Origin of the sequence: Sphingomonas canaveralia, from assembly GCF_047238125.1 — a bacterium.
Taxonomy (GTDB): Bacteria; Pseudomonadota; Alphaproteobacteria; order Sphingomonadales; family Sphingomonadaceae; genus JBDFMH01.
In genome coordinates, this window is record NZ_JBDFMH010000001.1 from 944,298 (window position 1) to 966,623 (window position 22,326).

Consider the following 22,326-nt stretch of genomic DNA (forward strand, 5'->3'; position numbering starts at 1 on the left):
CTTAGACCTCGCTGGCCTTTACCTCGTGCCATAGAGCTTCCTTGTCGGCGAGCGAGAGCGCGGCAAAACCCTCGGACAGCGCCTCCATCTGTCTGAAGCGGCGCTCGAACTTCGCATTGGCACTGCGTAACGCAGCTTCGGGATCGATGCCGAGCTTGCGTGCCCAATTGACTGCGGCGAACAGAAGGTCGCCGATCTCGTCGATCCGCGCTTCGTCGTCAGTTGCGGTGTCGACTTCTTCGATCTCCTCGATCAGTTTTGCGCGCGCGCCGGCAGGATCGGGCCAGTCAAAGCCAGTTCGCGCCGCACGCTTCTGCAGCTTTTCCGCGCGCATCAGCGCGGGCAGGGCGATCGCGACGCCTGCCAGTGCACTTCCATCGGGCGATCGCCCCACGCGCTCGACGGCCTTGATGCTCTCCCATTGGGCGTGACCGGTCGCGCGCTCGGCATCACCGAACACATGCGGATGGCGGCGAACCATCTTGTCGCAGATCGACGTCAGCACGTCATCCAGCGCGAACGCGCCGGCTTCTTCAGCCATGCGGGAATGGAAGACGACCTGCAGCGCCAGGTCGCCAAGCTCGTCACGCAGATCGTCCATATCACCGCGCGCGCAAGCGTCGGCGACCTCATAGGCTTCTTCGATCGTGTAAGGTGCGATCGAAGCGAAGGTCTGTGCGACATCCCACGGGCAACCAGCGATTGGATCACGCAATTGGGCCATGACGGCGACGAGGCGGTCGATTGGACGCTCGGGAACAAGGGGATCGCTCATAAGGTCCGGCACCTCACACTCGTAGTCTGATAATACGCATTATGTAAAACGTCCTCATGGCTCGAGGATGAGGGTGCGGCCCTCGACGCCCCATCTTCCGAGGCTGGACAGGAAGTTCATTCCGAGCACGTTGATATTTCCAAACGCCTCCGCGCTGACAGCCGCGAAATCCCTTCGTTCGATTTCGCCAACGACCAAACGGTCGATCGTCACACGGTCGGCACGCACCGAGCCGTTCGCGGTGTCCAGCATGACCGGCAGCTTGCTGCGGCGGGCAACGTTCGCCGTGCGGACGGTTTCACTCGACAGCGCCGTCGTCGTCGCGCCGCTATCGATCAGGAAGCGCACCTGTTCACCGTTAACTGTCGCGCGAATCCAGAAATGCCCGTCCGGGCCCATCGGGATCCGCAAGGTGCTGCCGGCTTTCTCACCCGCTTCCGGATCCAGCGCTGCGAGCATCCGATTGCCGACCGCGCGTGCTTCCTCGCGATAGGCGTAGATCGCGATCGCAGCCGTGAAGATCGCGAGCCAGCCCAGCGCCATCTGGATGACCTTGCCGAAGGCAAGTCGGCGCGCGACCAGCGAACTCAGCATGACGAGCAGGAAGCTGGACAGGATCAGGCCTTGCGCGAGATCATCGCCCGTCACAGCGCGATCTCCAGGCCGTCATAGCCCGGCTCAACGCCCGGCGGCAGCGTCGCCGAGACGCTCCGATAGTCCATCGACTGGTCCATATGCGTCAGCACGGCACGGCGCGGCGCCAGATCCGCGATCCAGCCGAGCGTCGCGGCAAGATGCGGGTGCGTGGGATGCGGGCGGTGGCGGAGAGCATCGACCACCCAAAGGTCAAGAGCCTCGAACGTCTTGACCATGGGCACCGTCATCGCATTGAAATCCGTCGAATAGCCGACTGCCCTGCCCGCATGCTCGAACCGCAACCCGGCCGAAGTGATGGCCCCATGGGGCTGGTCAACGGCGTGTACGACGATGTCACCGATCATGATGCGATCCGGAAGCGGGTCGGCGGTAACTGTCGGCGGATAGCCGTCATGCCCGTCGAACGCATAGCCGAAGCGCGAACGCAGCGATGTCAGCGTCTCGGCGCGCGCATAGGCCTGGACCGGCCGGCCGCGGGCGTGGAAGAGCTGCCTTAGATCGTCGATCCCATGGCAGTGATCGGCGTGATCGTGCGTCCAGATCACCGCGTCGATTGCGGCGATCCCAGCATCCAGCAACTGTTCGCGCATGTCGGGCGTGGTGTCGACGAGGATCGTCGTCGTCGCGCTGCGCACCAGGACCGATGCGCGGCGGCGGCGGTTGCGGGGGTCCGCGGGATCGCAATCGCCCCAATCATTGCCGATGCGCGGCACGCCGGATGACGTACCGCAGCCCAGCAGCGTCAGCCTCACGCGGCGACCTTGTTGAACAAGGTCAGGAAGTTGTCCGCAGTGCTCGCCATCAGTTCTTCGGCTTCGACTCCACGTAGTGTCGCCAGGAAGCGCGCGGTGTCGGCTACGAACGCCGGCTCCCCGGTCTTCCCGCGGTGCGGCACCGGCGCCAGAAACGGCGCGTCGGTTTCGACCAGCAGCCTGTCGCCGGGCAGCGTCTGCGCGATCGCCTGCAAATCCTTGGCATTCTTGAACGTCACGATGCCGGAGATCGAAATGTAGAGGCCAAGATCGAGTGCGATCGCAGCGAACTCCGCGCTCGCGGTGAAACAGTGGATGACGCCGGTGAAAGCCCCCTTCCCCATCTCCTCACTCAATATCGCGGCAGTGTCCGCCTCCGCATCGCGGGTATGGACGATCAGGGGCAGGCCGGTTTCGCGCGCAGCCGCGATATGGCTGCGAAAGCTGGCGCGCTGGCGATCACGATCGCTATGATCATAATAATAGTCGAGCCCGGTCTCGCCGATCCCGACCACGCGCGGGTGCGTCGCCGCCGCGACCAGGCGGGCGGTATCGATTTCGGGATGCGCATCGGCCTCATGCGGATGGATGCCCACCGACGCCCAGACATCGGGCTCGCGCTCGGCAGTGGCGATGATCTCGCCCCATTCACGCTCGCGCGTCGAGATGTTCAGCATGTGGGTGACGCCGGTGCCGCGAGCGCGCGCAAGCACCGCGGCCTGATCCTCGACAAGCCCCTTATAGTTCAGATGGCAGTGGCTATCAGCCAGCATCGCGTGTCTCGTTCAGCTCCAGCCTCGGGAAGATAGGGACGGGCGGCGCGAGCACAAAGCCGGACGCGGCCAGGCGACTATACCAGTCCGGGTCCGCGAGCGCCGTCAGGTCACGCTCGTCAACGGGAATTCCCATCGCGTCCAACAGCTTGATTGCGGATGCTGGGACTACAGGCGATATGGCGATGGCAAGGTCGCGGATGCAGGCGAACAACGTTGCCAGTACGGTGGCCATCCGATCGGGATCGGTCTTGCGCAGTGCCCAAGGTGCCTGCGCATCGACATATTGATTGCAGGCGAACACCGCCCGCATCCAGGCTTCGATACCTTTTTCGAGAGCCAGAGCGCCGAATTCGCGCGGGAAATCGACCGCACAAGCGTCATGCACGAGCGTCCGCAATGCGATATCCGCCGGGTCGCTTAAATCGGAGGAGGGAAGCACGCCGCCAAGATTTTTCGCGATCATCGAGAGGACGCGTTGCGCCAGATTGCCGAAGCTGTTGGCAAGATCGGCATTGGCCCGAGTGACGATCGCCTCGTCGCTATAGCTGCCATCCTGCCCGAAGCTGACTTCGCGCAACAGGAAGTAGCGCAGCGCATCGACGCCATAGGTTTCAGCAAGAGCGACCGGATCGATGACGTTGCCGACCGACTTCGACATCTTCTCGCCCCGGCTCAACAGGAAACCGTGGCCAAACACCGATCGCGGCAGCGCCAGCTTCGCCGACATCAGGAAAGCCGGCCAGTAAACTGCATGGAATCGTACGATATCCTTTCCGATCACGTGCAGGTCGGCCGGCCACCATCGGTCGGTTGCCGCCGGATCGGCCGGATAGCCGGCACCGGTCAGATAATTGGTGAGTGCATCGACCCAGACATACATGACATGACCGTCGCTGCCCGGGACCTTGACGCCCCAATCGAAGCTGGTGCGTGAGATCGAAAGATCCGAAAGCCCGCCGCGAACGAAGGCCATCACCTCGTTGCGCCGGCCTTCCGGCCGAATGAAATCCGGATTGGCCTCGTAGTGCGCGATCAGCCGATCCTGGAAGGCCGATAGCCGGAAGAACCAGCTTTCCTCGACCGTCCATTCCACCGGCGTGCCCTGCGGCGAAAGCCTGCCCTCTTCACCGTCGATCAGTTCCTTCTCGTCGTAAAAGGCTTCGTCGCGGACCGAATACCAGCCTTCGTAGCGACCGGAATAGATGTCGCCGGCATCCGCCATCGCCTGCCACAGCGCCTGGCTGGCGATATGATGGTCAGCGTCCGTAGTCCGGATGAAGCGATCGTAAGAGATGTTGAGAGCGTCAGCCATCGCCTTAAAATGGCCGGACATTTCGTCAGCAAGCGCACGCGGCTCCAGATCGCGCGCGCGTGCGGCTTGGGCCATCTTCAGCCCATGCTCATCGGTTCCGGTCAGGAATCGAACGTCGCGGCCTGCCAGCCGCTGGAAGCGCGCAATCGCATCGGTCGCGATCGCCTCATAGGCATGGCCGATATGCGGCCGGCCATTGGGATAGCTGATCGCGGTCGTGATATAATAGGGTTCGGGCAAGGCAGCCTCTCTCGACAAGCCTCAGCCTTTAACCGAGCGCTCGTCGGGGGCAAGCGCCGCGACCAGCCCCGCAATCTCGAAGACGGTCGTCTGCGGATCGAGCGATAGGCCGGGTGCAGCGCGCGCAAGGTCGCGCGCGTGCTCCCAAAGGCCGATCGCGGCCGCCAGCGCGAGCCCTTGCCGACGCTGCGCTTCCTGAGCGATACGGCTCGGCGCCCGATCCAGGAACGCCTCGTAGCGCGGCTGCGCGGCCTTTGCCGACAGCGACTGTGCCAGCGCAGAACGCCGGGCATTGCCGCGATCGCCGTCTCGCGCCAGCCGGTCGAGCTCAGCATCCAGCGCTGCAATCTCGAGACCGGCAAAGCGCAACCCCGCCCCCGGCGATCCGGCACCGATTGCTGCCAGTACGGCGATCTCCTCCTCGGTCGCGCCGGGCAGCGCGCCGCGCAGCACGCGGGCCATGTCCGCGGCATCGAGTCGCCCAAAGCGCAGTTGCCGGCAGCGCGAGCGAACGGTTGGCAACAGCCGGGCGGGCGCATGGCTGACCAGCAGGAAAATGGTGCCCGCAGGCGGTTCCTCCAACGATTTCAGCAGCGCATTGGCGGCCGGCGCCTCCAGGTCATCGATTGCATCGATCACGACGACCCGCCGTGGCGACAGGCTGGGCATGGTGGCGAAGCGCGGCCCGAGCCCGCGGATCTGATCGACGCTGATATTGCGCGCGAGCGACTTTGTCCTGTCATTCTCCAGCCGCGTCAACCGGATCAGATCCGGATGCGATCCGGCCGCGATCAGGCGCGCGATGCGATGATCGGGCTCCACATCCAGCCCGGTGTCGGTCGGCGGCGGCCCAGCGGCCTCGGCCAATAGTCGTGCGGCGGCCGCATCGGCGAACATCGCCTTGCCCACGCCGCGGGGCCCGGTCAGCAACCAAGCATGATGCAGCCGGCCGCTGGCCATCGCTGCCAGAAAGGTCGCTAGGTTGGCGTCATGACCGATTGGCGTCATGCGAACGCCCCGTCGATTGCTGCCAACAACCGATTGGTCACGGCCGTCGGCTCGCCGAGCGCGTCGATGATCCGGAAGCGTGCCGGCTCCGCCGCGGCCAGAGCCTGGAACCCGTCTGCGACCCGCCGATGATAATTTGCGCCGCGAGCATCGAACCGGTCGGCGCGGCCGTCGTCGCGCGCTTTCAGACGGGTCGCGATGGCCTCGGGCGGTGCCGTCAGCAGCAGTGTGAGATCGGGAAGCAGCCCGCCGCTGCCGGTCTCGTGCAATGCCGCGATGCGATCCAGGCCGAGCCCGCTCGCCATGCCCTGATAGGCGCGCGAGCTGTCGACAAACCGGTCGCACAGCACCCACCGGCCCGCGGCAAGCGCGGGCGCGATCGTCCTCGCAACATGGTCGCCGCGGGCGGCCGCGAACAACAGTGCTTCTGGGCCATCGTCCCAATCACGCTCGAACAACAGGCTGCGGATCGCCTCTGCGCCGGCGCTGCCGCCGGGTTCGCGCGTCTCCACCAGATCGATCCCGCGCGTACGCAGCGCGGTGCCCAACGCACGCGCCTGGGTGGACTTGCCGACCCCTTCCCCGCCCTCCAGCGTGATGAACCGCCCGCGCGTCACGTACCGCGGATCAGGCCATGCCGAGCAGCCAGCGCAGCCCGGCCCAGATCCGCCCGAAGAAGCCCGCTTCGGCGACATCGGCGGCGGCGACCAGCGGCAGCCGCTGCGGCGGCATGTCGGCCGTCGCTACCACGAGATCAGCGACATGGGTGCCGGCCTTGATCGGCGCCTTCAGCGGGCCATCATAGACGACGCGCATCCGGAGATCCGATCCCAGCCCGGCCGGAACCGTGACCGAAAGATCGCGCGGCGCGACCAGCCCGACCTGATCCTCGCTGCCCAGCTGCACGCGCGCGGTCTGCACCGCCTGGCCCTTCTTGAAAAGCGGCTTGGCCGTCCACGCACCGAAGCCCCAGTTCATGAACGCGACCGACTGCTCGATCCGGCCGTTGAAGCTGTCGAGCCCGGCCAGCACCATCACCAGCCTGCGGCCGTTCTGCTTAGCCGAGCCGGTGAAGCCGTAGCCCGCTTCGGACGTGTGGCCGGTCTTCAGCCCGTCGGCGCCAGCGACGCGGCCCAGCAGCGGATCACGATTGGCCTGGGTGATGTCGGCACCCGAGCCCATGGTCTTGCCCCACGTGAAGCTCTTCTGGCTGTAGTACGCCTTGTAGAGATCGGGGAAATCCTCGATCGTCCGCTCGGCCAGCGTCGATAGGTCGCGGGCGGTCACGAAGGTCACGCCTGCATCCGGCCAACCGTTCGAATTGCCGAAATTGCTGTTCGTCATCCCCAGCTCTTTCGCGCGCCGGTTCATGAGCGCCACGAACGCGGGTTCGGTGCCCGAAATGCCCTCGGCCAGCACAACACATGCATCGTTGCCGGAAAGCGTGACGATGCCGTGCAGCAGGTTGCGCACGCTTACCTGCTCACCGGGGGAAAGGAACATCGTCGAACCGGCTTCGGGCCCGTGCCAGCGCCGCCACGTTTCCGGCTGCACCGTGATCATCTTGTCCAGGCTGAGCTCGCCCTTCTTGATCAGGTCGAACACTACATAGACCGTCATCATCTTCGCCATCGACGCGGGCGGCATCCGCCGATCGGCATCGCGGGCGAACAGGATCGCACCCGACGACAGATCCTTCATGAAGGCGACCGGTGCCGGCGTGTCGAACGGCGGTGCCGCGGCCGGGGCAGCGCCTGCCGCCAGCAGCGCGAACAGCGAAAGGGATTTGAGACGCATCATCTACTCACTTGTGGGCGGAAGGATCGGACGCCTGATAACCATCCGCTGTCGCCTGCGCCAGCACCGGATCGGTCGCGGCGCGGCGATCGATCCGCCGCACGCGCACCTGGGCGATCCCGTCGCGCACCAGCCCGATCCGCTGAGCTGCGGCCTGCGACAGATCGATGATCCGGCCGGGGACGAACGGGCCGCGATCGTTGATCCTCACGATCACCCGGCGGCCGTCATCCAGCCGGGTCACCTCGACCAGGCAGGGCATCGGCAAGGTCGGATGCGCAGCGGTCAGGTCACCAGGGCGATAGCGTTCGCCATTCGCGGTCGCGCGACCCGCATGGCCAGGCCCGTACCAGGATGCCAGGCCGGTGCGGTCATAGCGGCGGTCGTCCGCCGGATAATAAGTGCGGCCGGCGATGGTATAGGGCTTGCCGATCTTGACCGCCCCTGCCGCGCCGCGCCCGCGATCGCCCGCGCAGCCGGCCAGCGCCATGCACCCGGCCAGCGCCAGCGCGCCGGCCGCCCTCACCGCGCCACTTCGTCGGCCAGCAGGCCCACCGACAGCGCGTAGAAATTGGAGCAGTTATAATCGAGGATCGATCGATAGTTGGTCGTCAGCAGATAGGCGGTCGCGCCCGGTCCGTCGGGTTCGATCAGGCTGGCGAACTCATTCTCCGCCGGCGCCGGCCAGCTGACCGGCTGCACGCCCAGCGCACGCCATTCGGCCATCGTTAGCCAGCGGCTGTGCCGTTCGTGCACACGCGGGCAGCGCGGTGATGTGATCCGTGCGCGCAATCCCTGACGATCGAGCTCCGCCGGCACGCGCACGGCCACGCCCCAGGGAACGTTGGGCTTCCAGCCGGCATTGACCAGATAATTGCCGATCGACGCCAGCGCATCTGTCTCGTTGGTCCAGATGTCGCGGCGGCCATCGCCGTCGCCGTCCACCGCCAGTCGCAGATACATGCTCGGCAGGAACTGCGGATAGCCGGTCGCCCCGGCCCAGCTGCCCTTCAGCCGCTCGCGCGGGATGCCCGACTGCAGCAGCTGCAGGGTCGCGATGAATTCGGTAGTGAACAGTTCGCGACGACGCCCGTCATAGGCCAGCGTCGCCAGCGAGCGCAGCAGATCGAAATCGCCGACATAGGTGCCATAGCCGGTCTCATGGCCATAGATCGCCATCATCACCGATTCGGGCACGCCGGTACGTGCCTCGATCCGCGCCAGCTTCGGACGCAAATCCTGGTAACGCTTCCGGCCCCGCCCGATCCGGTCGGCATCGACATGGCGGGCCTTGTAAGGTGCGAAGCGCGGGATCGCGGCCGCCGGCGCGTTGGGATTCCCGCCCGGTTGATCGCGGTCGAGCGCCACGACGCGCGGATTGTAGCTCAGCGTCGGCAATACGCGATCGAGCGTATCGGCGCGGATGCCGGCGCGCATGGCACGCGGCCGCAGCCCATCGAGAAAGGCGCGGAACGCGGCTTCGCGATCGTCGATCACATCGGCGCCAGGCAATTGCGCCTCGGCCGGTGCGGCGACGCGCATCGCCCCTGCCCCGGCCAGCATCGCCACACCAATCATCACTCGCTGCCAACCCTGGCGCATGCCTGTCTCCCACTCGTCCGGCAGCTTCGCACAGCCGGGCCCGCGCAGGAAACCCCATCGTCGCAGTCCGGCCACGCCGCACCGCTTGCACCCGCAGCCGGATTGAGCCATCCCCCCGCCGCGGGAAGAGTGGCCGAGTGGTTTAAGGCAGCGGTCTTGAAAACCGCCGTGGGTTCACGCTCACCGTGGGTTCGAATCCCACCTCTTCCGCCACCGGCCGTCGATCGATTAGAATCGCATCGCGGCGCGGACCGAGGCGCGAGGGGTGCGGTCGCGGCTGTCGAAGCGGTCGGCGTTGAGCGGTACTGCCATCTCGAAACCCAGATCGATCCGCTTCCAGCCGAGGCGAACCCCCGCGCCGCTCGACAGCAGGCTGCCGCCGCCGAAGCCGTTCCGCAGATTGTCGACATAGCCGCCATCGACGAAGCCGTAGAGCTGCAGCCGCTCGATGAGATCGCGCGGACCGCGCTGGAAATCCAGCCGCAGTTCCGCGCTGCCCAGGATGCCGCTGTCGCCGGTGCGTTCGCTATAGTCATAGGCGCGACCGAACGTCGGGCCGCCGGCGCCGATCTCGGCGGTCGCCAGCAACGGGCGGCTGGCCAGCTGCCCGGCTGAGGCCAGGCGCAGGCTCAGCCGCTCGCTCAACCGCTTGTCCCAGTCGGCAGCGAAGCCCGCTGTCACGAACCGGGCGTCGCCATCGTCGCGCGAGCTCAGCAGATCGCCTTCGCGAGTGGCGTCGCCGACCGGCAGCCCCGCCGTTACCGTCAATTCGCTGCTGTATGTACCGCCAGCGATCGTGCCGCGGCCGTTGATCGACACCGCCAGCGTCGTCAGCCGATCGCGGCGCAATGGCCGGCCGAGAATATCCTGGTCGATTCCCGTGCCGCGCAGTTCCAACCCGGCCCACAGGCTGTGCGCCTTGCGGCGGATCAGCGCATGACTGTAGCTCAGATAGGCCTCGACGCTCTTGCCGACCACGTCGAAGGCGCTGAGGCTGGCCCCCGGATTGGACCGGCCATAGGATCCGCCGAACGTCAGCCGCCCGCCGGTGGCGATTACGGGCAGCGCATAGCGCGCGCCGAAGAATGCGAATTCCTTCGGGTCGTTGGGCGTGTTGGCCGCCAGCAGGCCGATCTCGTCGCCGGCCGTCGCGACGCCGCGGAGGTTTGCGAGCAAGGTGGAGCGGATCGGACCGACCTCGCTGCTACCGCGATTATCGACCTGGAAAAAGGCGTTGGCGCGGTCTTCGACGATGGTGACGAGCAGGATGCCGAAGCCATCCTGGCGAACGAAGCGACTTTCCTTGACGCGGACGCCAGGGATGTCGCCGATCGCGAGCAATGTGCGTTCCAGTTCCGATCGGGTGATCGCACGCCGGCCGCGCAGCCGATCAAGGATTCGTTCTGCTGCGGCGTTGCTTGCGCCCAGCGCGCGGACGGCATCGATCCGTCCCTCGTCCAGAGTGACCTCGATCAGGCCACCGGCCATCGACTGAGGCTGGATCGACGCCGTGGCGAAGGCTAGCCCGCGCCCGCGCGCGACATCGGCCACGGCCCGGGCCAGATCGCGCAAGCCCGATGCATCCAGCGATTGCCCGACGAACCTGCCGAACACCGGGGCGAAGGCCGATGTCGGTACCACCTCGTTGCCGATCACCCGGATCGCACCCGCGACGATCGACGGACCGGCGCGCGTCCCTGCTGTCGGATCGGGGGCGCCCTCGACACTGATCGCAGGCGGCGGAGCGGGCGTTTCCTTGGTCGGCAGTGAATCGCGCGTGATTGTGGGGTCGGCGCGGTCGAGCACATTCTGTGCCTGGACCGGCATGGTCATGGCGAGGCCTGCCGCGGCAAGAAATTTGATCTGGATACGCATTCGCCGGTCTCACGCCATGGGAGCGCCCTCTTTCGTTCCGAAGGTATTGAAAAAGCGTGATGCGGCCGGGCGTTAACTGCATCCGCTCATATTTAAAAAGGTCTCGCCGCGTACGCAGGCTGCCGACACTGGGTTTTCGGAGTGCGTTTGATGCGAAACAGTCTGGTCCTGCTGCTGGCGAGCGCTTGCCCCACGGCCGTGCTTGCCGCGACCCCCGGCTGGGTCATCAGCGAGGCATCGGGACCGGTCCAGGTCACCAGCGCGGGCGTATCGCGCGTCGCCACCCGCGGCGGCGCCCTGAAGCCCGGCGATATCATCAATACGGGCAAGGGCGCACGCGCCGTTATCGTGCGTGGTCAGGAATATATGATGGTCGCACCCGGCACCCGGCTGCGGCTTCCCGAAGCGGAACAATCGGGCGGAATCACCCAGGTGTTCGAGGAGTTCGGCAACATCGTCTTCATGATCAAGAAGATGACGATGCCGCACTTCAGCGTGAAGACCCCATATCTCGCGGCGGTCGTAAAAGGCACGACCTTCAGCGTCGGGGTGTCGGACAAGGGCGCGACGGTTCAGGTCGTGGAAGGCGCGGTCGATGTCGCCACGCTCGACGGCGGTGCCACTGATCGCCTGACGCCAGGCGCGATGGCGCTGGTCGGTGCCGACAGCCGCTTCAGGCTGCGCATCGAAGGCGATGGCCCGCCGCGCGTGTTCGATTCGCCAGCCGCATCCGATGCGCCTGCGTCCGAGCCGGCCCCATTGGCGGAGACAGCACCGGTATCCGAAGATGCCGAGCAGCCCGCGGGTGTCATCGCGGCGATCTATGAGGAGCCGGTCGCGCTCACCGATACGACCAATGGGCTGGTCGAGGGCAGCGCCGGCATTCAGGCGGCTGTGTTCACGCCGGTCGCGGCTGTCGATCCAGCGGTGGAATCGGTTGCCCGGGCGACTGCAGTGTCGACCGAGGCCGCAACCACGACCGTGAAGCTGACCGAGATCGCCTCGCTCTCGGTTGCCAGCCAGTCGGCGTCCGGAATGGCCACCGACAGCCTGGCTCAGGCTGACGCGGCCGCCGCTGCCAAGCGCGATGCCGAGGCTGCAAATCAGGCTGCCGCCGCAGCGGCCGCCGCCTCGGCCGCCAGCGCCGAACAGGCCGCCAGCGAGCAGGCCGCGAGTCAGGCGGCGCAGGTCGCGGCCGGCAATGCCGCTGCCGAAGCACAGGCAAATGCCGCGCAGGCAGCCGAGGAGGCCGCCCGCGCCGCGGCGGATCAGGCCGCCAAGGATGCCGCCCGCGCCGCCGCAGACGCCGCTGCGGATGCCGCCAGCCGCGCAGCCGAAGCCGCTGCCCAGGCCAGCGCAGAGACTGCCGCCCGCGAGGCCGCCACCAGCGCCGCCGCGTCTCGAGCAGCCGAGGACGCAGCCACCCTGGCCGCGCAGGCTGCCGAGGCCGCAGTCCAAGCCGCCGCCGATCGTGCCGCGCGCGATGCGGAACGGGCTGCGGCCGAAGCCGCCGCCACGGAGACAGCTGCAATTGCGACTGCCGCCGCTCGGGCGGCCGAGGAAGCGGCACGGATCAGTGCCGAACTCGCCGCCGACCAGGCCGCGGATCCGATCAGCCGCGCAGCGGCCGAGCGTGCGGCGATGGATGCCGCGGCCGCGGCCGAGCGCGCCGCGCGCGATGCGGAACGTGATGCGGGCCGGTCGGCCGAAGCGGCCGAGCGCGCTGCGCGGGCACAAGCCGACCGCGCTGCCAAGGATGCTGCTCGAGCCGCTGCCGAAGACGCCGCCCGCGCCACGCGCGATGCCGAGCGGTTGGCGCGCGAAAATGCCGACAAGGCGGCAAAGGACGCCGCCAAAGAAACCGAGAAGGCTGCTCGCGAAGCGCGGAAGGCTGCGGAAGATGCGGCGCGGGCAGCAGAGGACGCCGCCCGTGCTGAACGCGACCGCCTGGCTCGCGAGGCGGCACGCGCCGATACGGACAAGGCCGCGAAGGATGCCGCCCGCGAGGCCGAACGCGCCGCGCACGAAGCCGAGAAGGCGGCAAACGACAAGGCGGCGAAGGATGCCGACAAGGCCGCCAAGGACGCCGAGCGCGCTTCGGCAAAGGCTGCTGAGGACGCCGCCAAGGACCAGGAAAAGGCAGCGCGCGATGCCGCTCGGATCGCGGAGGATATCGCCAAGGCCGCCGACAAGGCCGCAAAGGATGCCGCGAAGGATGCAGACAAGGCCGGCAAGGACGCCGCCAACGCGCTCGAGACTTTGATCGGCAAGGTCAAGGGCGGCAAGATCTGAACCCTGGCGACCCCGCGTCGGGGGCTCCCCTCCACCGATATCCGATCGGGTTTACGCGGCCTTAGCTGTTGCACCTTACGCCGAACCGATCGGCGGTGGCTTCGCCGGGTGCCGCAGGGAAAGGGTATCGCGATGCGGATGTCGACAACGGGCGGGCCGGCCAGGCCCGGGCAATGACGTTCCGCCTCTCCTCCCGCCGGGCGAGCAGCTGGCTGATCCTGACTGTCGCGCTCGCAGTGGCGATCGCGACTGCGCTCAGCCAGTTCGGCCAGGCCGCCGACCGCGCCCTCGATCCGCTGCGGTTCGCAGCCGTCAGTCGTCCGGCATCGGGCAAGGTGGTCGTCGTCGAGATGGATGCTGCCAGCATCTCGAAGATCGACCGCTGGCCGTGGCCGCGCGATCATTATGTGGCAGTCGTCGATCGGCTGGCAAAAGCCGGCGCCGCCGATATCGTATTCGACGTCGACTTCTCCTCTCCTTCCACGCCCGACGGTGACAGAGCGTTCGCGGCCGCGATCGTTCGCGCCAAAGGCTTGGTGGCGCTGCCGACCTTCGCGCAGCGCGCCGCGATGGATGATGACCGCTCGATCGACGCCTTGCCGATCGCGTCGCTTCGCAAGGATGCCATGCTGGCATCGGTCAGTATCTCACCCGATCCCGATGGCATCGTGCGCCGGGCGCCGCTCGCCACGATGACACAGGGCACCCCCCGCCCCTCGCTTTCCGCCTACATTGCGCGCGCCTCCGGCACAGCCGATCGGCTGTTCCCGATCGATTACGGCATCGAACCCGCAACCATTCCCCGGCTCAGCTTCATCGCCGTTCGTGACGGGCACTTCGACCCCAGCGCCATTGCCGGCAAGAGCGTGTTGATCGGCGCCACCGCAGTCGAAATGGGTGATCGCTACGGCGTTCCGCGCTGGGGGGTGCAGCCGGGCGTTGTCGTCCAGGCGCTCGCCGCCGAAAGCCTGCTGGCCGGCATTCCGGACAATGGCAGCCCGCTGGTCGGGCTCGTCGCTGCGTCGCTGCTCGGCTTCCTGATCCTCGCACCGCGCGCACCGCGCTGGGCCGCCATGGCTTGTGTCTATGCACTGGCGGCGCTTTGCACCGGCGCAGTCATGGCCCAGGCGCAGATCGGGATCGTCTATCCACTCGCCCCGGCGCTGATTTTGGTCATGGTCGCCACGATCGGGCGCTTCGCGCGCGACATCATCGAGCGTTTCGCCGCTCAGCGATCGATCGACGACGAAAGCGGCCTGCCAAACCGCCGCGGACTCATCGGATCGCTGGCCGGCCGGCCGGAGTTTCGCCTGGCGGTCGCGCATATCGACAATTTCGACGAACTTGCCGCCGTGGTCGGCCGAGAGGCGGATAGCGTGCTGATCCAGCGGGTCGCCGAGCGATTGAAGCTCGTCGCGATCGATGGCGAGGTCTTCAGGCTTACCAATCGCATGCTGGGTTTCCCGCTGGCTGATGAGGCCTATCAGGACGCGCTCGACGGTCTACGGGCGGTCATGCTGCGTCCGATGGAGATTGCAGGCCGCCAGGTCGATATCGTGATGACGATCGGTGTCTCGGTCTGCCGCTGCGGGATCGATGCCTGCCTCGCCGAAGCTGCTTTGGCGGCCGACGAAGCCCGTCGCGATGGCGCATTCTGGCGCCAGACCGAAGTCGACCGGGCGTCGCTGGAACGGCAGACGTCGCTGATGGGCGAACTGGATCAGGCGCTGACGGACCGCGCGATCGAAGTCCATTATCAGCCAAAGCTCGATCTTGCCGCCAATGCAATCGGCAGCGTCGAGGCGCTGGTCCGTTGGCCGCATACGGTTCGCGGCTTCATCGGACCCGATCAATTCATCCCGCTGGCCGAGCAATCGAACCGCATCGCCGCGCTCACGCTCTACGTGATCGAGCGCACGATGCAGGATCTCGCCGCCTGGCATCGCCAGGGCTTCCCGATCAAGGCGGCAGTCAACATCTCGGCGAAGCTGGTCGCGTCGGACGATTTCGATCTCGAGGTCCGCCGGCTGTTCGATCGCGGACCGGTCGCGCCCGCGTCGCTAATCTTCGAGGTGACCGAGACGGCAGCGATCGACGATCCGGAACGGGCGAGGATCGCGCTCGAGCGCTATCGCGCCATGGGCATCGCGATCTCGCTCGACGACTATGGCACTGGCCAGTCGACCCTCTCCCATCTCCGCCATCTGCCGCTTTCGGAACTCAAGATGGATCGCAGCTTTGTGCAGCATGCGCATGAGAATCGGAATGATTCCGTGCTGGTGCGATCGACGATCGACCTGGCTCACGCGCTCGGCCTGAAGGTCGTCGCCGAGGGGGTTGAGGATACCGCCTGCCTCGACTTCCTTCGCTCCGCAGGCTGCGACGTGGCCCAAGGCTATCTCATCAGCCGTCCGGTTACGGCGGCAGCGCTCATGGAACTGCTGATCCGGGATGCCGGATCCAAGGCGGCATGAACTGTCGGCGGTAATGACCGGCCCGGCCGGCGCGAACTGGATGCGCCGGCCGAGCCGGTAACTTAATTCAGTCCTGAAGCTCGGGCGGTACCTTGCCGCCATTGGCGGCGAGCTGCTTCATCACGGCCCGATGCAGCGCGATATTCTGTTCGGCGCTGCCATGATCCCCGGCATGCACGTTCAACTCGGCAGCAAGCTCCTTCCGCGCGGCCAGGCTCGAATCGAGATCGAGGAGCTGTAGGAGATCAACGATCGATTGACGCCAATTGCTGGGCCGGCCCTTCTCCGCTGCCAGCTTGGTCAAAACGGCATCGACATCTACTGGCGCTGCAGGCGCAACCGGAGCTGCAGGAGCTGCGGGCGCAACCGGTGCGGCGGGGGACGCAGGCGGTCGCGCCGGCTGTGCTGCACGGGGCGGCGGCGCGGACGGCGCCGGGGCGGCAGGCTTGTCGCGGGAAAACTGACCGCCGAGCGGCCCCTCGTCCCCGAAGATGGCATGCTTGATCTTGTCGAATAGGCTCATCGCTGGTTCCTTCCGGTCTGGCCGCCGTCAACGCGCGATTGGCGAGAGCGCTGCATCAGTCATGCGTGGCCGCACGCCATTAATCCCGCCGAGCCGGTGTTCGGATACAGTGCAGCTATGATAGCCGGGCCGCATGCGTACGAAAGCATAGAGCGGCAGCCGCTGGAGCGGGGGAAAGTTGCCTCCCCGCGCGCATACGCGCGAAGGGTGGCGCTTTGGTTACGGGGGCGGTAGAGCGGCGCAGCCGGGGTTCGCCGGCCCGCCACCGTCATCAATTCGGGATCCAGCCTTGGCCACCACGCCACCTATTGCCGACACCAGCGACATCTCGCCCGTCTCGATCGTCGACGAGATGCGGACCTCCTATCTCGACTATGCGATGTCGGTCATCGTCGCGCGCGCCTTGCCCGACGTGCGCGATGGGCTGAAGCCGGTTCACCGCCGGATCCTCTTCGCCAGCCAGGAAGGCGGCTTCGTGCCCGGCCGGCCGTATCGCAAGTCCGCCAAGATCGTCGGCGACGTGATGGGCAATTACCATCCGCATGGCGATAGCTCGATCTACATGGCGCTTGCCCGCATGGCGCAGGATTGGGCGATGCGCGTGCTGCTGGTCGATGGCCAGGGCAATTTCGGATCGATGGATCCCGACCTGCCCGCATCGATGCGCTACACCGAAGCGCGGCTGACGAAGGCGGCGATGACGCTGCTGGAGGATATCGACAAGGACACGGTCGATTTCGGTCCGAACTATGACGGATCCCGGCAGGAGCCGCTGGTGCTGCCGGCGCGCTTTCCCAACCTGCTGGTCAACGGTGCGGGCGGCATCGCGGTCGGCATGGCCACCAACATCCCGCCGCACAATTTGGGCGAGGTGGTGGATGCCTGCATTGCGTTCATCGAAAACCCGCTGATCACGGTCGACGAGCTGATCGAGATCGTGCCGGGCCCCGATTTCCCGACCGGCGGCCTGATCCTCGGCCAGGGTGCGGCGCGGAAAGCCTATCACACCGGGCGCGGCTCGATCATCATGCGATCGCGCCACATCGTCGAGGAAGGCCGCGGCGATCGCCGGTCGATCGTGCTGACCGAGATCCCCTACCAGCTCGGCAAGAACGGGCTGGTCGAAGGCATTGCCGAGGCCGCGAAGGACAAGCGGATCGAAGGCGTCAGTGACATTCGCGACGAATCGAGCCGACACGGCGTGCGCATCGTGATCGACCTGAAGCGTGACGCGACACCGGACGTCGTGCTCAACCAGCTCTGGCGTCACACCCAGGCGCAGACCAGTTTCCCGGCCAACATGCTCGCGATCCGCGCCGGCCGGCCCGAGATCCTGTCGCTGCGCGACATTATCGAGGCGTTCGTCCGCTTCCGCGAGGAAGTGATCACCAGGCGTTCGAAGTTCGAACTGCTGAAGGCGCGCGAGCGGGCGCACATCCTGCTCGGCCTGGTGGTCGCCGTCACCAATCTTGACGAGGTCGTTCGCATCATCCGCGCTTCCGCCAGCCCGGCCGAGGCGCGCGCCGCGCTCGCCGCGCGCGAATGGCCGCGCGACCAGATCGAAGGCTATATCAAGCTGGTCGAAGCGGTCGAGACGATCGGCGACGAGCCGACCTATCGCCTGTCGGACATCCAGGTCCGCGCGATCCTCGATCTGCGGCTCCACCGGCTGACGGCGCTCGGGCGCGACGAGATTGGCGGCGAGCTGCAGAAGCTGTCCGAGTCGATCGCCGAACTGCTCGCGATCCTCGGTGATCGGGTGAAGCTCTATGCGGTGATGCGCGCGGAGTTCGACGCAATCCGCGCCGAGTTCGCGACGCCGCGCCGCACGCTGATCGCACCCGCCGGCGACGATATCGACGATGAGGACCTGATCGAGCGCGAGGACATGGTCGTCACCGTTACTCATGGCGGCTACATCAAGCGCACCCCGCTCGACGCGTTCCGCGCCCAGAAGAAGGGTGGCAAGGGCCGTTCGGGCATGGCCACCAAGGACGAAGATGCGGTCACCGCGCTGTTCGTCACGTCGACGCACACGCCGGTGCTGTTCTTCTCCAATCACGGCAAGGTCTATCGCAAGAAGGTCTGGCGGCTGCCCGAAGGCGCGCCCCAGGCCCGTGGCCGGCCGATGGTCAACCTGCTGCCGCTGGCCGCCGGGGAAACCATCACCACCGTTCTGCCGCTGCCCGAGGACGAGAATGAATGGGGCAAGCTCCACATCCTGTTCGCCACCGCACACGGCACGGTCCGCCGCAATTCGATGGATGCGTTCGCCAATGTGCCGACCGCTGGCAAGATCGCGATGCGCTTCGGCGAGGGCGACGAGGGCGATGTAACCGACCGGCTGATCGGCGTCAGCCTGCTGACCGAGGAGGATGACGTGTTGCTCGCCACCCGCGGCGGCCGCGCGATCCGCTTTGCGGCGACCGATGTGCGCGAATTCCAGAGCCGTACCGCCACCGGCGTCCGCGGCATCCGCCTGCTCGATGGCGACGAGGTGATCTCGCTCTCGATCCTGCGCGGCTTCGAGGCGACTACCGAGGAACGCGACGCCTATCTGCGCGCGGCCCCCTGGAAGGATGGCGACCGCGAGCCGACCCTCTCCGAAGAGCGAATGGCCGAGTTCGAGGCAGCGGAGGAATTCATCCTCACCGTCTGCGCCAATGGCTATGGCAAGCGCACGTCAGCCTATGAATATCGCCGCACCGGCCGCGGCGGCCAGGGCATCACCAATATCGAGAATCTCGCGCGGAACGGCCCGGTCGTCGCCAGCTTCCCTGCCCATAATGGCGAACAGCTGATGCTGGTCACCGATCAGGCCAAGCTGATCCGGATGACAGTGGGCGATACGCGCGTCATCGGCCGCAACAGCGCCGGTGTGCGCCTGTTCAACGTAGCCGATAACGAGCATGTCGTCTCCGCCGCGCGGATTAAGGAGAGCGAGGAGGAAGCCGAGGCCGATGTCCGTGGCGAGCCCGCCCCGGTCACCATCGCGCCCGAGCGGGATACCGATATCGGCGAGGACCTTGCCGATGGCGGCGAAGGCGATCCGGGCGAAACGGAAGAATGAGCGACGCCGTCGCGTACAAGATCCTGACCGCCGATCAATGGGCGCGCTTCGAGGCGGATGGCCGCTTCGAAGGCGCTCCGGTCGATCGCGCGGATGGCTATATCCACATGTCGACCGCCGCACAGCTTGCGGAGACCGCGGCACGCCATTTCGCCGGACAAGATGGCCTGATCTGCGCGACGATCGACCTCGGCGCGCTCGGTGCGGCAGTCAGATGGGAGCCGTCGCGGGGCGGCGCGCTCTTCCCGCATCTGTACGGCGTGCTCGACAGATTAGCCGTGATCGCGGCGGCGCCGATGCCACTGGGAAAGAATGGCCGGCATATTCTGCCGGCCGCTCCCTGACGTCGCTAAGGCATTCTGCCCCCGGCTAGAGGACTTACCTTGAAGTCGCTCCCTCCGCGTGGCGAGGGCCAGAAGCCAACGAAATAGCCGAGCTTTTGGCCGCAAGCGTTCACGATCCAGCGTTCATAGACGCGGCCCAGCACGGAAATTCGATACGCTGCGGACTGAGGCACGTAATTGGGCGGCATTGTCATTGCCTCCACCGAAAAGATGAACGCGCATTTCCGGGTTGCCTTGGTGTGCTGCGTGATCGTCGTCAGCAGATCGCGCACCAGGGTCGGCGTGGCGCGGGTGCGCCCCTTGAACTGAACATCATATGCGGACGCAGGTGTCGCGATCGCCGCTGCCGCGATCGCGGCGCCGAGAAAAGGCTTGAAGATCAACATCGTCTCCTTTCGGGTGACGCTTTTCCAAAGACGTTCCTGCCGCTGCCGACCTTGCCCCGAGATGAATATTTCCGCCCGGCGATACCCCCGGGTCGTCAGGCATAGAGGTCCACGACCTCGGCTCCAGGGAGTACCGCTTCCACCAGCAGGCTGCGGTGGCAGGTCGCCGGATCACGCTCGAAACACAGCAGCGCCGAGGGCAGTTCGCGCGCCGCCTCCTCCATCTGCGCGGCCGCAACGATAGCCTCGGGCGTGTCGAGCTGCACCGCATAGATCCGCCGCAGACCGGCCAGATCATGCTTGCGTGCCGCCTCGCGTCCCGCCGGCGGCGTGCCCAGCGGCTTCAGTCCAAGATAATCGATGCCCGCCTCGCGCAGGCCGGCGGCCAGCACATTCTTTGAAAAGCCCGGGCGGCGCGACAGCGGCACCGCGCGGACGTCGATCAGGCGCTTCACCCCGGCGGCGACCAAAGCCGCCACCAGATCGGCCTGCGTTGCGCCTTCATAGCCGATCGTGAAGATCCTCATCCCTCGTCCCTCTCGCGACAGACGGCCTCGATGTTTATGCCATCGGGATCAAGAACGAATGCCGCATAGTAATCGGACCCGTAATGCGGGCGCAGCCCGGGACCGCCATGATCGACACCGCCGGCCGCCAACGCCGCTTGATGGAAGGCGCGCACCGCCGCCCGGTCCTTCGCGCGAAACGCGATATGGGTGCCCTCCCCAACCCGCTCATTGTCGCCGACCCAGAACCAGGGATCACCCGGCGTTCCAAAGCCATGCGCGGCCCCACCGCTGCCATTGTCCGCAGCGGCGATCGACTGGATCAATGAGATGCCCAGCGGAGCGAGCGCCGCTTGATAGAAAAGCCGCGATCGCTCCGCGTTGGAGACAGCAACGCCGATATGATCGAGCAAGATCCTTCCTCCCGGCAGCCAGCGAGGTCCCGCAAGCTGTATCCAGCTACATAGTATTCATACTGTGTCTGGACATGCGCAACCCGAGCGCGTTCTCAAGCGTCGCCGACTTGATTTGAAGATCGGGATCGCCGCCGATCCGGCCATCTGCATCGCAGTGGCAGCGCGCGCGGATCGGCTGGAACCACCCGCCGGCATTCGGTATCGCGCTTCGGATGAGCTATGACATCCATATCGTCGGCGGCGGTCTCGCCGGATCCGAAGCCGCCTGGCAGCTCGCGCAGTCCGGTCACAAGGTGCGGTTGTCCGAGATGCGCGGCGTGGAAGGCACGCCCGCCCATCATACCGATCAGCTGGCGGAGCTGGTGTGTTCGAACAGCTTCCGATCGGACGACGCCGACAGCAATGCGGTCGGCCTGCTGCATGCAGAGATGCGCAGCCTCGGCTCGCTGATCCTTGAGCAAGCCGATATCCACCGCGTGCCGGCCGGATCGGCACTGGCGGTCGATCGCGAAGGCTTTGCTGAAGGCGTTACCGCCGCGATTTCGGCCCATCCCAATATCGATCTGGTTCGCGAGCGGATCGACACGCTGCCGGATGGCCCCGCCATCCTCGCCACTGGCCCGCTGACCGCAAGCCACCTCGCCGGGGCGATCGCTGCTGAAACCGGACGCGATGCTCTCGCATTCTTCGATGCGATCGCGCCAATCGTCCACCGCGACAGTATCGACATGGACATTGCCTGGTTCCAGTCCCGCTGGAACAAAGGCGAGGGCAAGGATTACATCAACTGCCCGCTCGATCGGGACCAGTATCTGGCTTTCCACCAAGGCCTGATCGATGGCGAGAAGGGCGAGTTCAAGGACTGGGAGCGGAACACGCCCTATTTCGACGGCTGCATGCCGATCGAGGTGATGGCGGAGCGTGGCGTCGATACCTTGCGCTTCGGCCCGATGAAGCCGGTCGGGCTCGATGACCCGCGAACCGGGCGCTGGCCCTATGCCGTCGTCCAGCTTCGGCAGGACAATGCGCTCGGCACGCTGTGGAACATCGTTGGCTTTCAGACCAAGCTCAAACATGCCGAACAGGTGCGCCTGTTCCGGACCATTCCCGGGCTCGAGAAAGCCGAGTTCGCCCGGTTGGGCGGGCTGCATCGCAATACGTTCATCCAGTCGCCGAAGCTGCTCGATGGCGCGTTACGGCTGCGCAGCCGGCCGAACATCCGCTTCGCTGGGCAGATCACCGGATGCGAAGGCTATGTCGAAAGCGCGGCGATCGGGCTGCTGGCCGGGCGGTTCGCCGCCGCCGAATTGGCCGGCACGAGCCTCGCCCCGCCACCCATCGAGACAGCACTGGGCGCGCTGCTCGGGCACATCACCAGCGGGGCGGATGCCGACACCTATCAGCCGATGAACGTCAATTTCGGACTGTTTCCGCCGATCCTCGGCCGCACCAAGAAGGCCGATCGCAAACGGCTCTACACGGCGCGGGCGCGCGAGGCTCTGGCCGCATGGGCAGCGTGAT

The 22,326-nt window shown here is 66.4% G+C and carries 20 protein-coding genes and 1 tRNA gene; 6 read left to right on the top strand and 15 right to left on the bottom strand.

The genetic code is table 11. The features are described 5' to 3' along the window. Position 1: 1 nt before the first annotated feature. The 10 genes from mazG to ABC347_RS04535 are packed head-to-tail and all read right to left on the bottom strand — an operon-like array spanning position 2 to position 8,919. On the bottom strand, positions 2-775 hold the full coding sequence (mazG, locus tag ABC347_RS04490; RefSeq protein WP_413244541.1) for a nucleoside triphosphate pyrophosphohydrolase: 774 nt from the start codon (positions 773-775) through the stop codon (positions 2-4). A gap of 54 nt (positions 776-829) precedes the next feature. Further along, the gene (locus ABC347_RS04495) at positions 830-1,423 is read right to left on the bottom strand and encodes a retropepsin-like aspartic protease family protein (RefSeq protein ID WP_413244542.1); all 594 of its coding nucleotides are present in this window, start codon (positions 1,421-1,423) and stop codon (positions 830-832) included. Further along, positions 1,420-2,184 (bottom strand): MBL fold metallo-hydrolase, encoded by a 765-nt coding sequence (locus ABC347_RS04500; RefSeq protein WP_413244543.1) that lies wholly within the window; start codon positions 2,182-2,184, stop codon positions 1,420-1,422. Before ABC347_RS04500 ends, ABC347_RS04495 begins: the two co-directional genes overlap by 4 nt. Continuing rightward, positions 2,181-2,957, bottom strand: a complete 777-nt coding sequence (locus ABC347_RS04505; protein WP_413244544.1) for a TatD family hydrolase — start codon at positions 2,955-2,957, stop codon at positions 2,181-2,183. The genes ABC347_RS04500 and ABC347_RS04505 overlap by 4 nt, the downstream gene beginning before the upstream one ends. Then, entirely contained in the window at positions 2,947-4,512 is a 1,566-nt protein-coding gene (metG, locus tag ABC347_RS04510; RefSeq protein WP_413244545.1) for a methionine--tRNA ligase, read from the bottom strand. The genes ABC347_RS04505 and metG overlap by 11 nt, the downstream gene beginning before the upstream one ends. A 21-nt stretch (positions 4,513-4,533) precedes the next feature. Next, complete coding sequence (locus ABC347_RS04515) at positions 4,534-5,520, bottom strand: AAA family ATPase (protein WP_413244546.1); 987 nt, start codon at positions 5,518-5,520, stop codon at positions 4,534-4,536. Then, positions 5,517-6,137 (bottom strand): dTMP kinase, encoded by a 621-nt coding sequence (gene tmk, locus ABC347_RS04520; RefSeq protein WP_413244547.1) that lies wholly within the window; start codon positions 6,135-6,137, stop codon positions 5,517-5,519. Before tmk ends, ABC347_RS04515 begins: the two co-directional genes overlap by 4 nt. A gap of 10 nt (positions 6,138-6,147) precedes the next feature. After that, positions 6,148-7,320: a D-alanyl-D-alanine carboxypeptidase family protein gene (locus ABC347_RS04525; protein ID WP_413244548.1), complete on the bottom strand. Its 1,173-nt coding sequence runs from the start codon at positions 7,318-7,320 to the stop codon at positions 6,148-6,150. Positions 7,321-7,324: 4 nt separating this feature from the next. After that, positions 7,325-7,843, bottom strand: coding sequence for a septal ring lytic transglycosylase RlpA family protein (locus ABC347_RS04530; RefSeq protein ID WP_413244549.1), 519 nt, complete (start codon positions 7,841-7,843; stop codon positions 7,325-7,327). Then, positions 7,840-8,919, bottom strand: coding sequence for a lytic murein transglycosylase (locus tag ABC347_RS04535; RefSeq protein WP_413244550.1), 1,080 nt, complete (start codon positions 8,917-8,919; stop codon positions 7,840-7,842). The genes ABC347_RS04530 and ABC347_RS04535 overlap by 4 nt, the downstream gene beginning before the upstream one ends. A gap of 123 nt (positions 8,920-9,042) precedes the next feature. Between ABC347_RS04535 and ABC347_RS04540 the strand changes: the two genes are divergently transcribed. Continuing rightward, positions 9,043-9,132 (top strand) — tRNA-Ser (locus ABC347_RS04540). 15 nt (positions 9,133-9,147) lie between these two features. Here the strand turns inward: ABC347_RS04540 and ABC347_RS04545 are convergent. Continuing rightward, complete coding sequence (locus tag ABC347_RS04545) at positions 9,148-10,794, bottom strand: ShlB/FhaC/HecB family hemolysin secretion/activation protein (protein WP_413244551.1); 1,647 nt, start codon at positions 10,792-10,794, stop codon at positions 9,148-9,150. 150 nt (positions 10,795-10,944) lie between these two features. On the opposite strand from ABC347_RS04545, the gene ABC347_RS04550 reads away from it, so the two are divergent. Both ABC347_RS04550 and ABC347_RS04555 read left to right on the top strand, forming a co-directional pair. After that, positions 10,945-13,086, top strand: coding sequence for a FecR domain-containing protein (locus ABC347_RS04550; RefSeq protein WP_413244552.1), 2,142 nt, complete (start codon positions 10,945-10,947; stop codon positions 13,084-13,086). Positions 13,087-13,259: 173 nt separating this feature from the next. Next, positions 13,260-15,560 (top strand): putative bifunctional diguanylate cyclase/phosphodiesterase, encoded by a 2,301-nt coding sequence (locus ABC347_RS04555; RefSeq protein WP_413244553.1) that lies wholly within the window; start codon positions 13,260-13,262, stop codon positions 15,558-15,560. Between the two features lie 67 nt (positions 15,561-15,627). Here the strand turns inward: ABC347_RS04555 and ABC347_RS04560 are convergent, their stop codons facing one another. After that, on the bottom strand, positions 15,628-16,083 hold the full coding sequence (locus ABC347_RS04560; RefSeq protein WP_413244554.1) for a DUF3597 family protein: 456 nt from the start codon (positions 16,081-16,083) through the stop codon (positions 15,628-15,630). A gap of 289 nt (positions 16,084-16,372) precedes the next feature. Here ABC347_RS04560 and gyrA point away from each other — a divergent pair, with 289 nt between their 5' ends. Together gyrA and ABC347_RS04570 are read left to right on the top strand one after the other, a co-directional pair. Beyond that, on the top strand, positions 16,373-19,153 hold the full coding sequence (gyrA, locus tag ABC347_RS04565; RefSeq protein ID WP_413244555.1) for a DNA gyrase subunit A: 2,781 nt from the start codon (positions 16,373-16,375) through the stop codon (positions 19,151-19,153). After that, positions 19,150-19,497: a DUF952 domain-containing protein gene (locus ABC347_RS04570; RefSeq protein ID WP_413244556.1), complete on the top strand. Its 348-nt coding sequence runs from the start codon at positions 19,150-19,152 to the stop codon at positions 19,495-19,497. Before gyrA ends, ABC347_RS04570 begins: the two co-directional genes overlap by 4 nt. A 5-nt stretch (positions 19,498-19,502) precedes the next feature. Here ABC347_RS04570 and ABC347_RS04575 read toward each other — a convergent pair whose 3' ends face one another. The 3 genes from ABC347_RS04575 to ABC347_RS04585 all read right to left on the bottom strand — a co-directional run bounded on the left by ABC347_RS04575 (position 19,503) and on the right by ABC347_RS04585 (position 20,802). Further along, positions 19,503-19,883, bottom strand: coding sequence for a hypothetical protein (locus tag ABC347_RS04575; protein ID WP_413244557.1), 381 nt, complete (start codon positions 19,881-19,883; stop codon positions 19,503-19,505). 95 nt (positions 19,884-19,978) lie between these two features. Further along, a complete protein-coding gene (locus tag ABC347_RS04580) occupies positions 19,979-20,410 on the bottom strand; it encodes a DUF488 domain-containing protein (protein WP_413244558.1) in 432 nt (143 codons plus the stop codon). Next, on the bottom strand, positions 20,407-20,802 hold the full coding sequence (locus ABC347_RS04585) for a VOC family protein (protein WP_413244559.1): 396 nt from the start codon (positions 20,800-20,802) through the stop codon (positions 20,407-20,409). The genes ABC347_RS04580 and ABC347_RS04585 overlap by 4 nt, the downstream gene beginning before the upstream one ends. A 215-nt stretch (positions 20,803-21,017) precedes the next feature. Between ABC347_RS04585 and trmFO the strand changes: the two genes are divergently transcribed. Next, positions 21,018-22,325 carry a methylenetetrahydrofolate--tRNA-(uracil(54)-C(5))-methyltransferase (FADH(2)-oxidizing) TrmFO gene (gene trmFO, locus ABC347_RS04590; protein ID WP_413244560.1) on the top strand — a complete coding sequence of 436 codons (1,308 nt, stop codon included), beginning with the start codon at positions 21,018-21,020 and terminating at the stop codon, positions 22,323-22,325. Position 22,326: the final 1 nt, after the last annotated feature.

Coding starts and splice junctions, on each gene's coding strand:
- ABC347_RS04505 (WP_413244544.1), bottom strand. CDS start 2,957: ATGCTGGCTGATAGCCACTGCCATCTGAACTATAAGGGGCTTGTCGAG.
- ABC347_RS04560 (WP_413244554.1), bottom strand. CDS start 16,083: ATGAGCCTATTCGACAAGATCAAGCATGCCATCTTCGGGGACGAGGGG.
- ABC347_RS04545 (WP_413244551.1), bottom strand. CDS start 10,794: ATGCGTATCCAGATCAAATTTCTTGCCGCGGCAGGCCTCGCCATGACC.
- ABC347_RS04555 (WP_413244553.1), top strand. CDS start 13,260: ATGACGTTCCGCCTCTCCTCCCGCCGGGCGAGCAGCTGGCTGATCCTG.
- mazG (WP_413244541.1), bottom strand. CDS start 775: ATGAGCGATCCCCTTGTTCCCGAGCGTCCAATCGACCGCCTCGTCGCC.
- ABC347_RS04550 (WP_413244552.1), top strand. CDS start 10,945: ATGCGAAACAGTCTGGTCCTGCTGCTGGCGAGCGCTTGCCCCACGGCC.
- ABC347_RS04575 (WP_413244557.1), bottom strand. CDS start 19,883: ATGTTGATCTTCAAGCCTTTTCTCGGCGCCGCGATCGCGGCAGCGGCG.
- ABC347_RS04525 (WP_413244548.1), bottom strand. CDS start 7,320: ATGATGCGTCTCAAATCCCTTTCGCTGTTCGCGCTGCTGGCGGCAGGC.
- ABC347_RS04535 (WP_413244550.1), bottom strand. CDS start 8,919: ATGCGCCAGGGTTGGCAGCGAGTGATGATTGGTGTGGCGATGCTGGCC.
- trmFO (WP_413244560.1), top strand. CDS start 21,018: ATGAGCTATGACATCCATATCGTCGGCGGCGGTCTCGCCGGATCCGAA.
- ABC347_RS04570 (WP_413244556.1), top strand. CDS start 19,150: ATGAGCGACGCCGTCGCGTACAAGATCCTGACCGCCGATCAATGGGCG.
- ABC347_RS04515 (WP_413244546.1), bottom strand. CDS start 5,520: ATGACGCCAATCGGTCATGACGCCAACCTAGCGACCTTTCTGGCAGCG.
- ABC347_RS04580 (WP_413244558.1), bottom strand. CDS start 20,410: ATGAGGATCTTCACGATCGGCTATGAAGGCGCAACGCAGGCCGATCTG.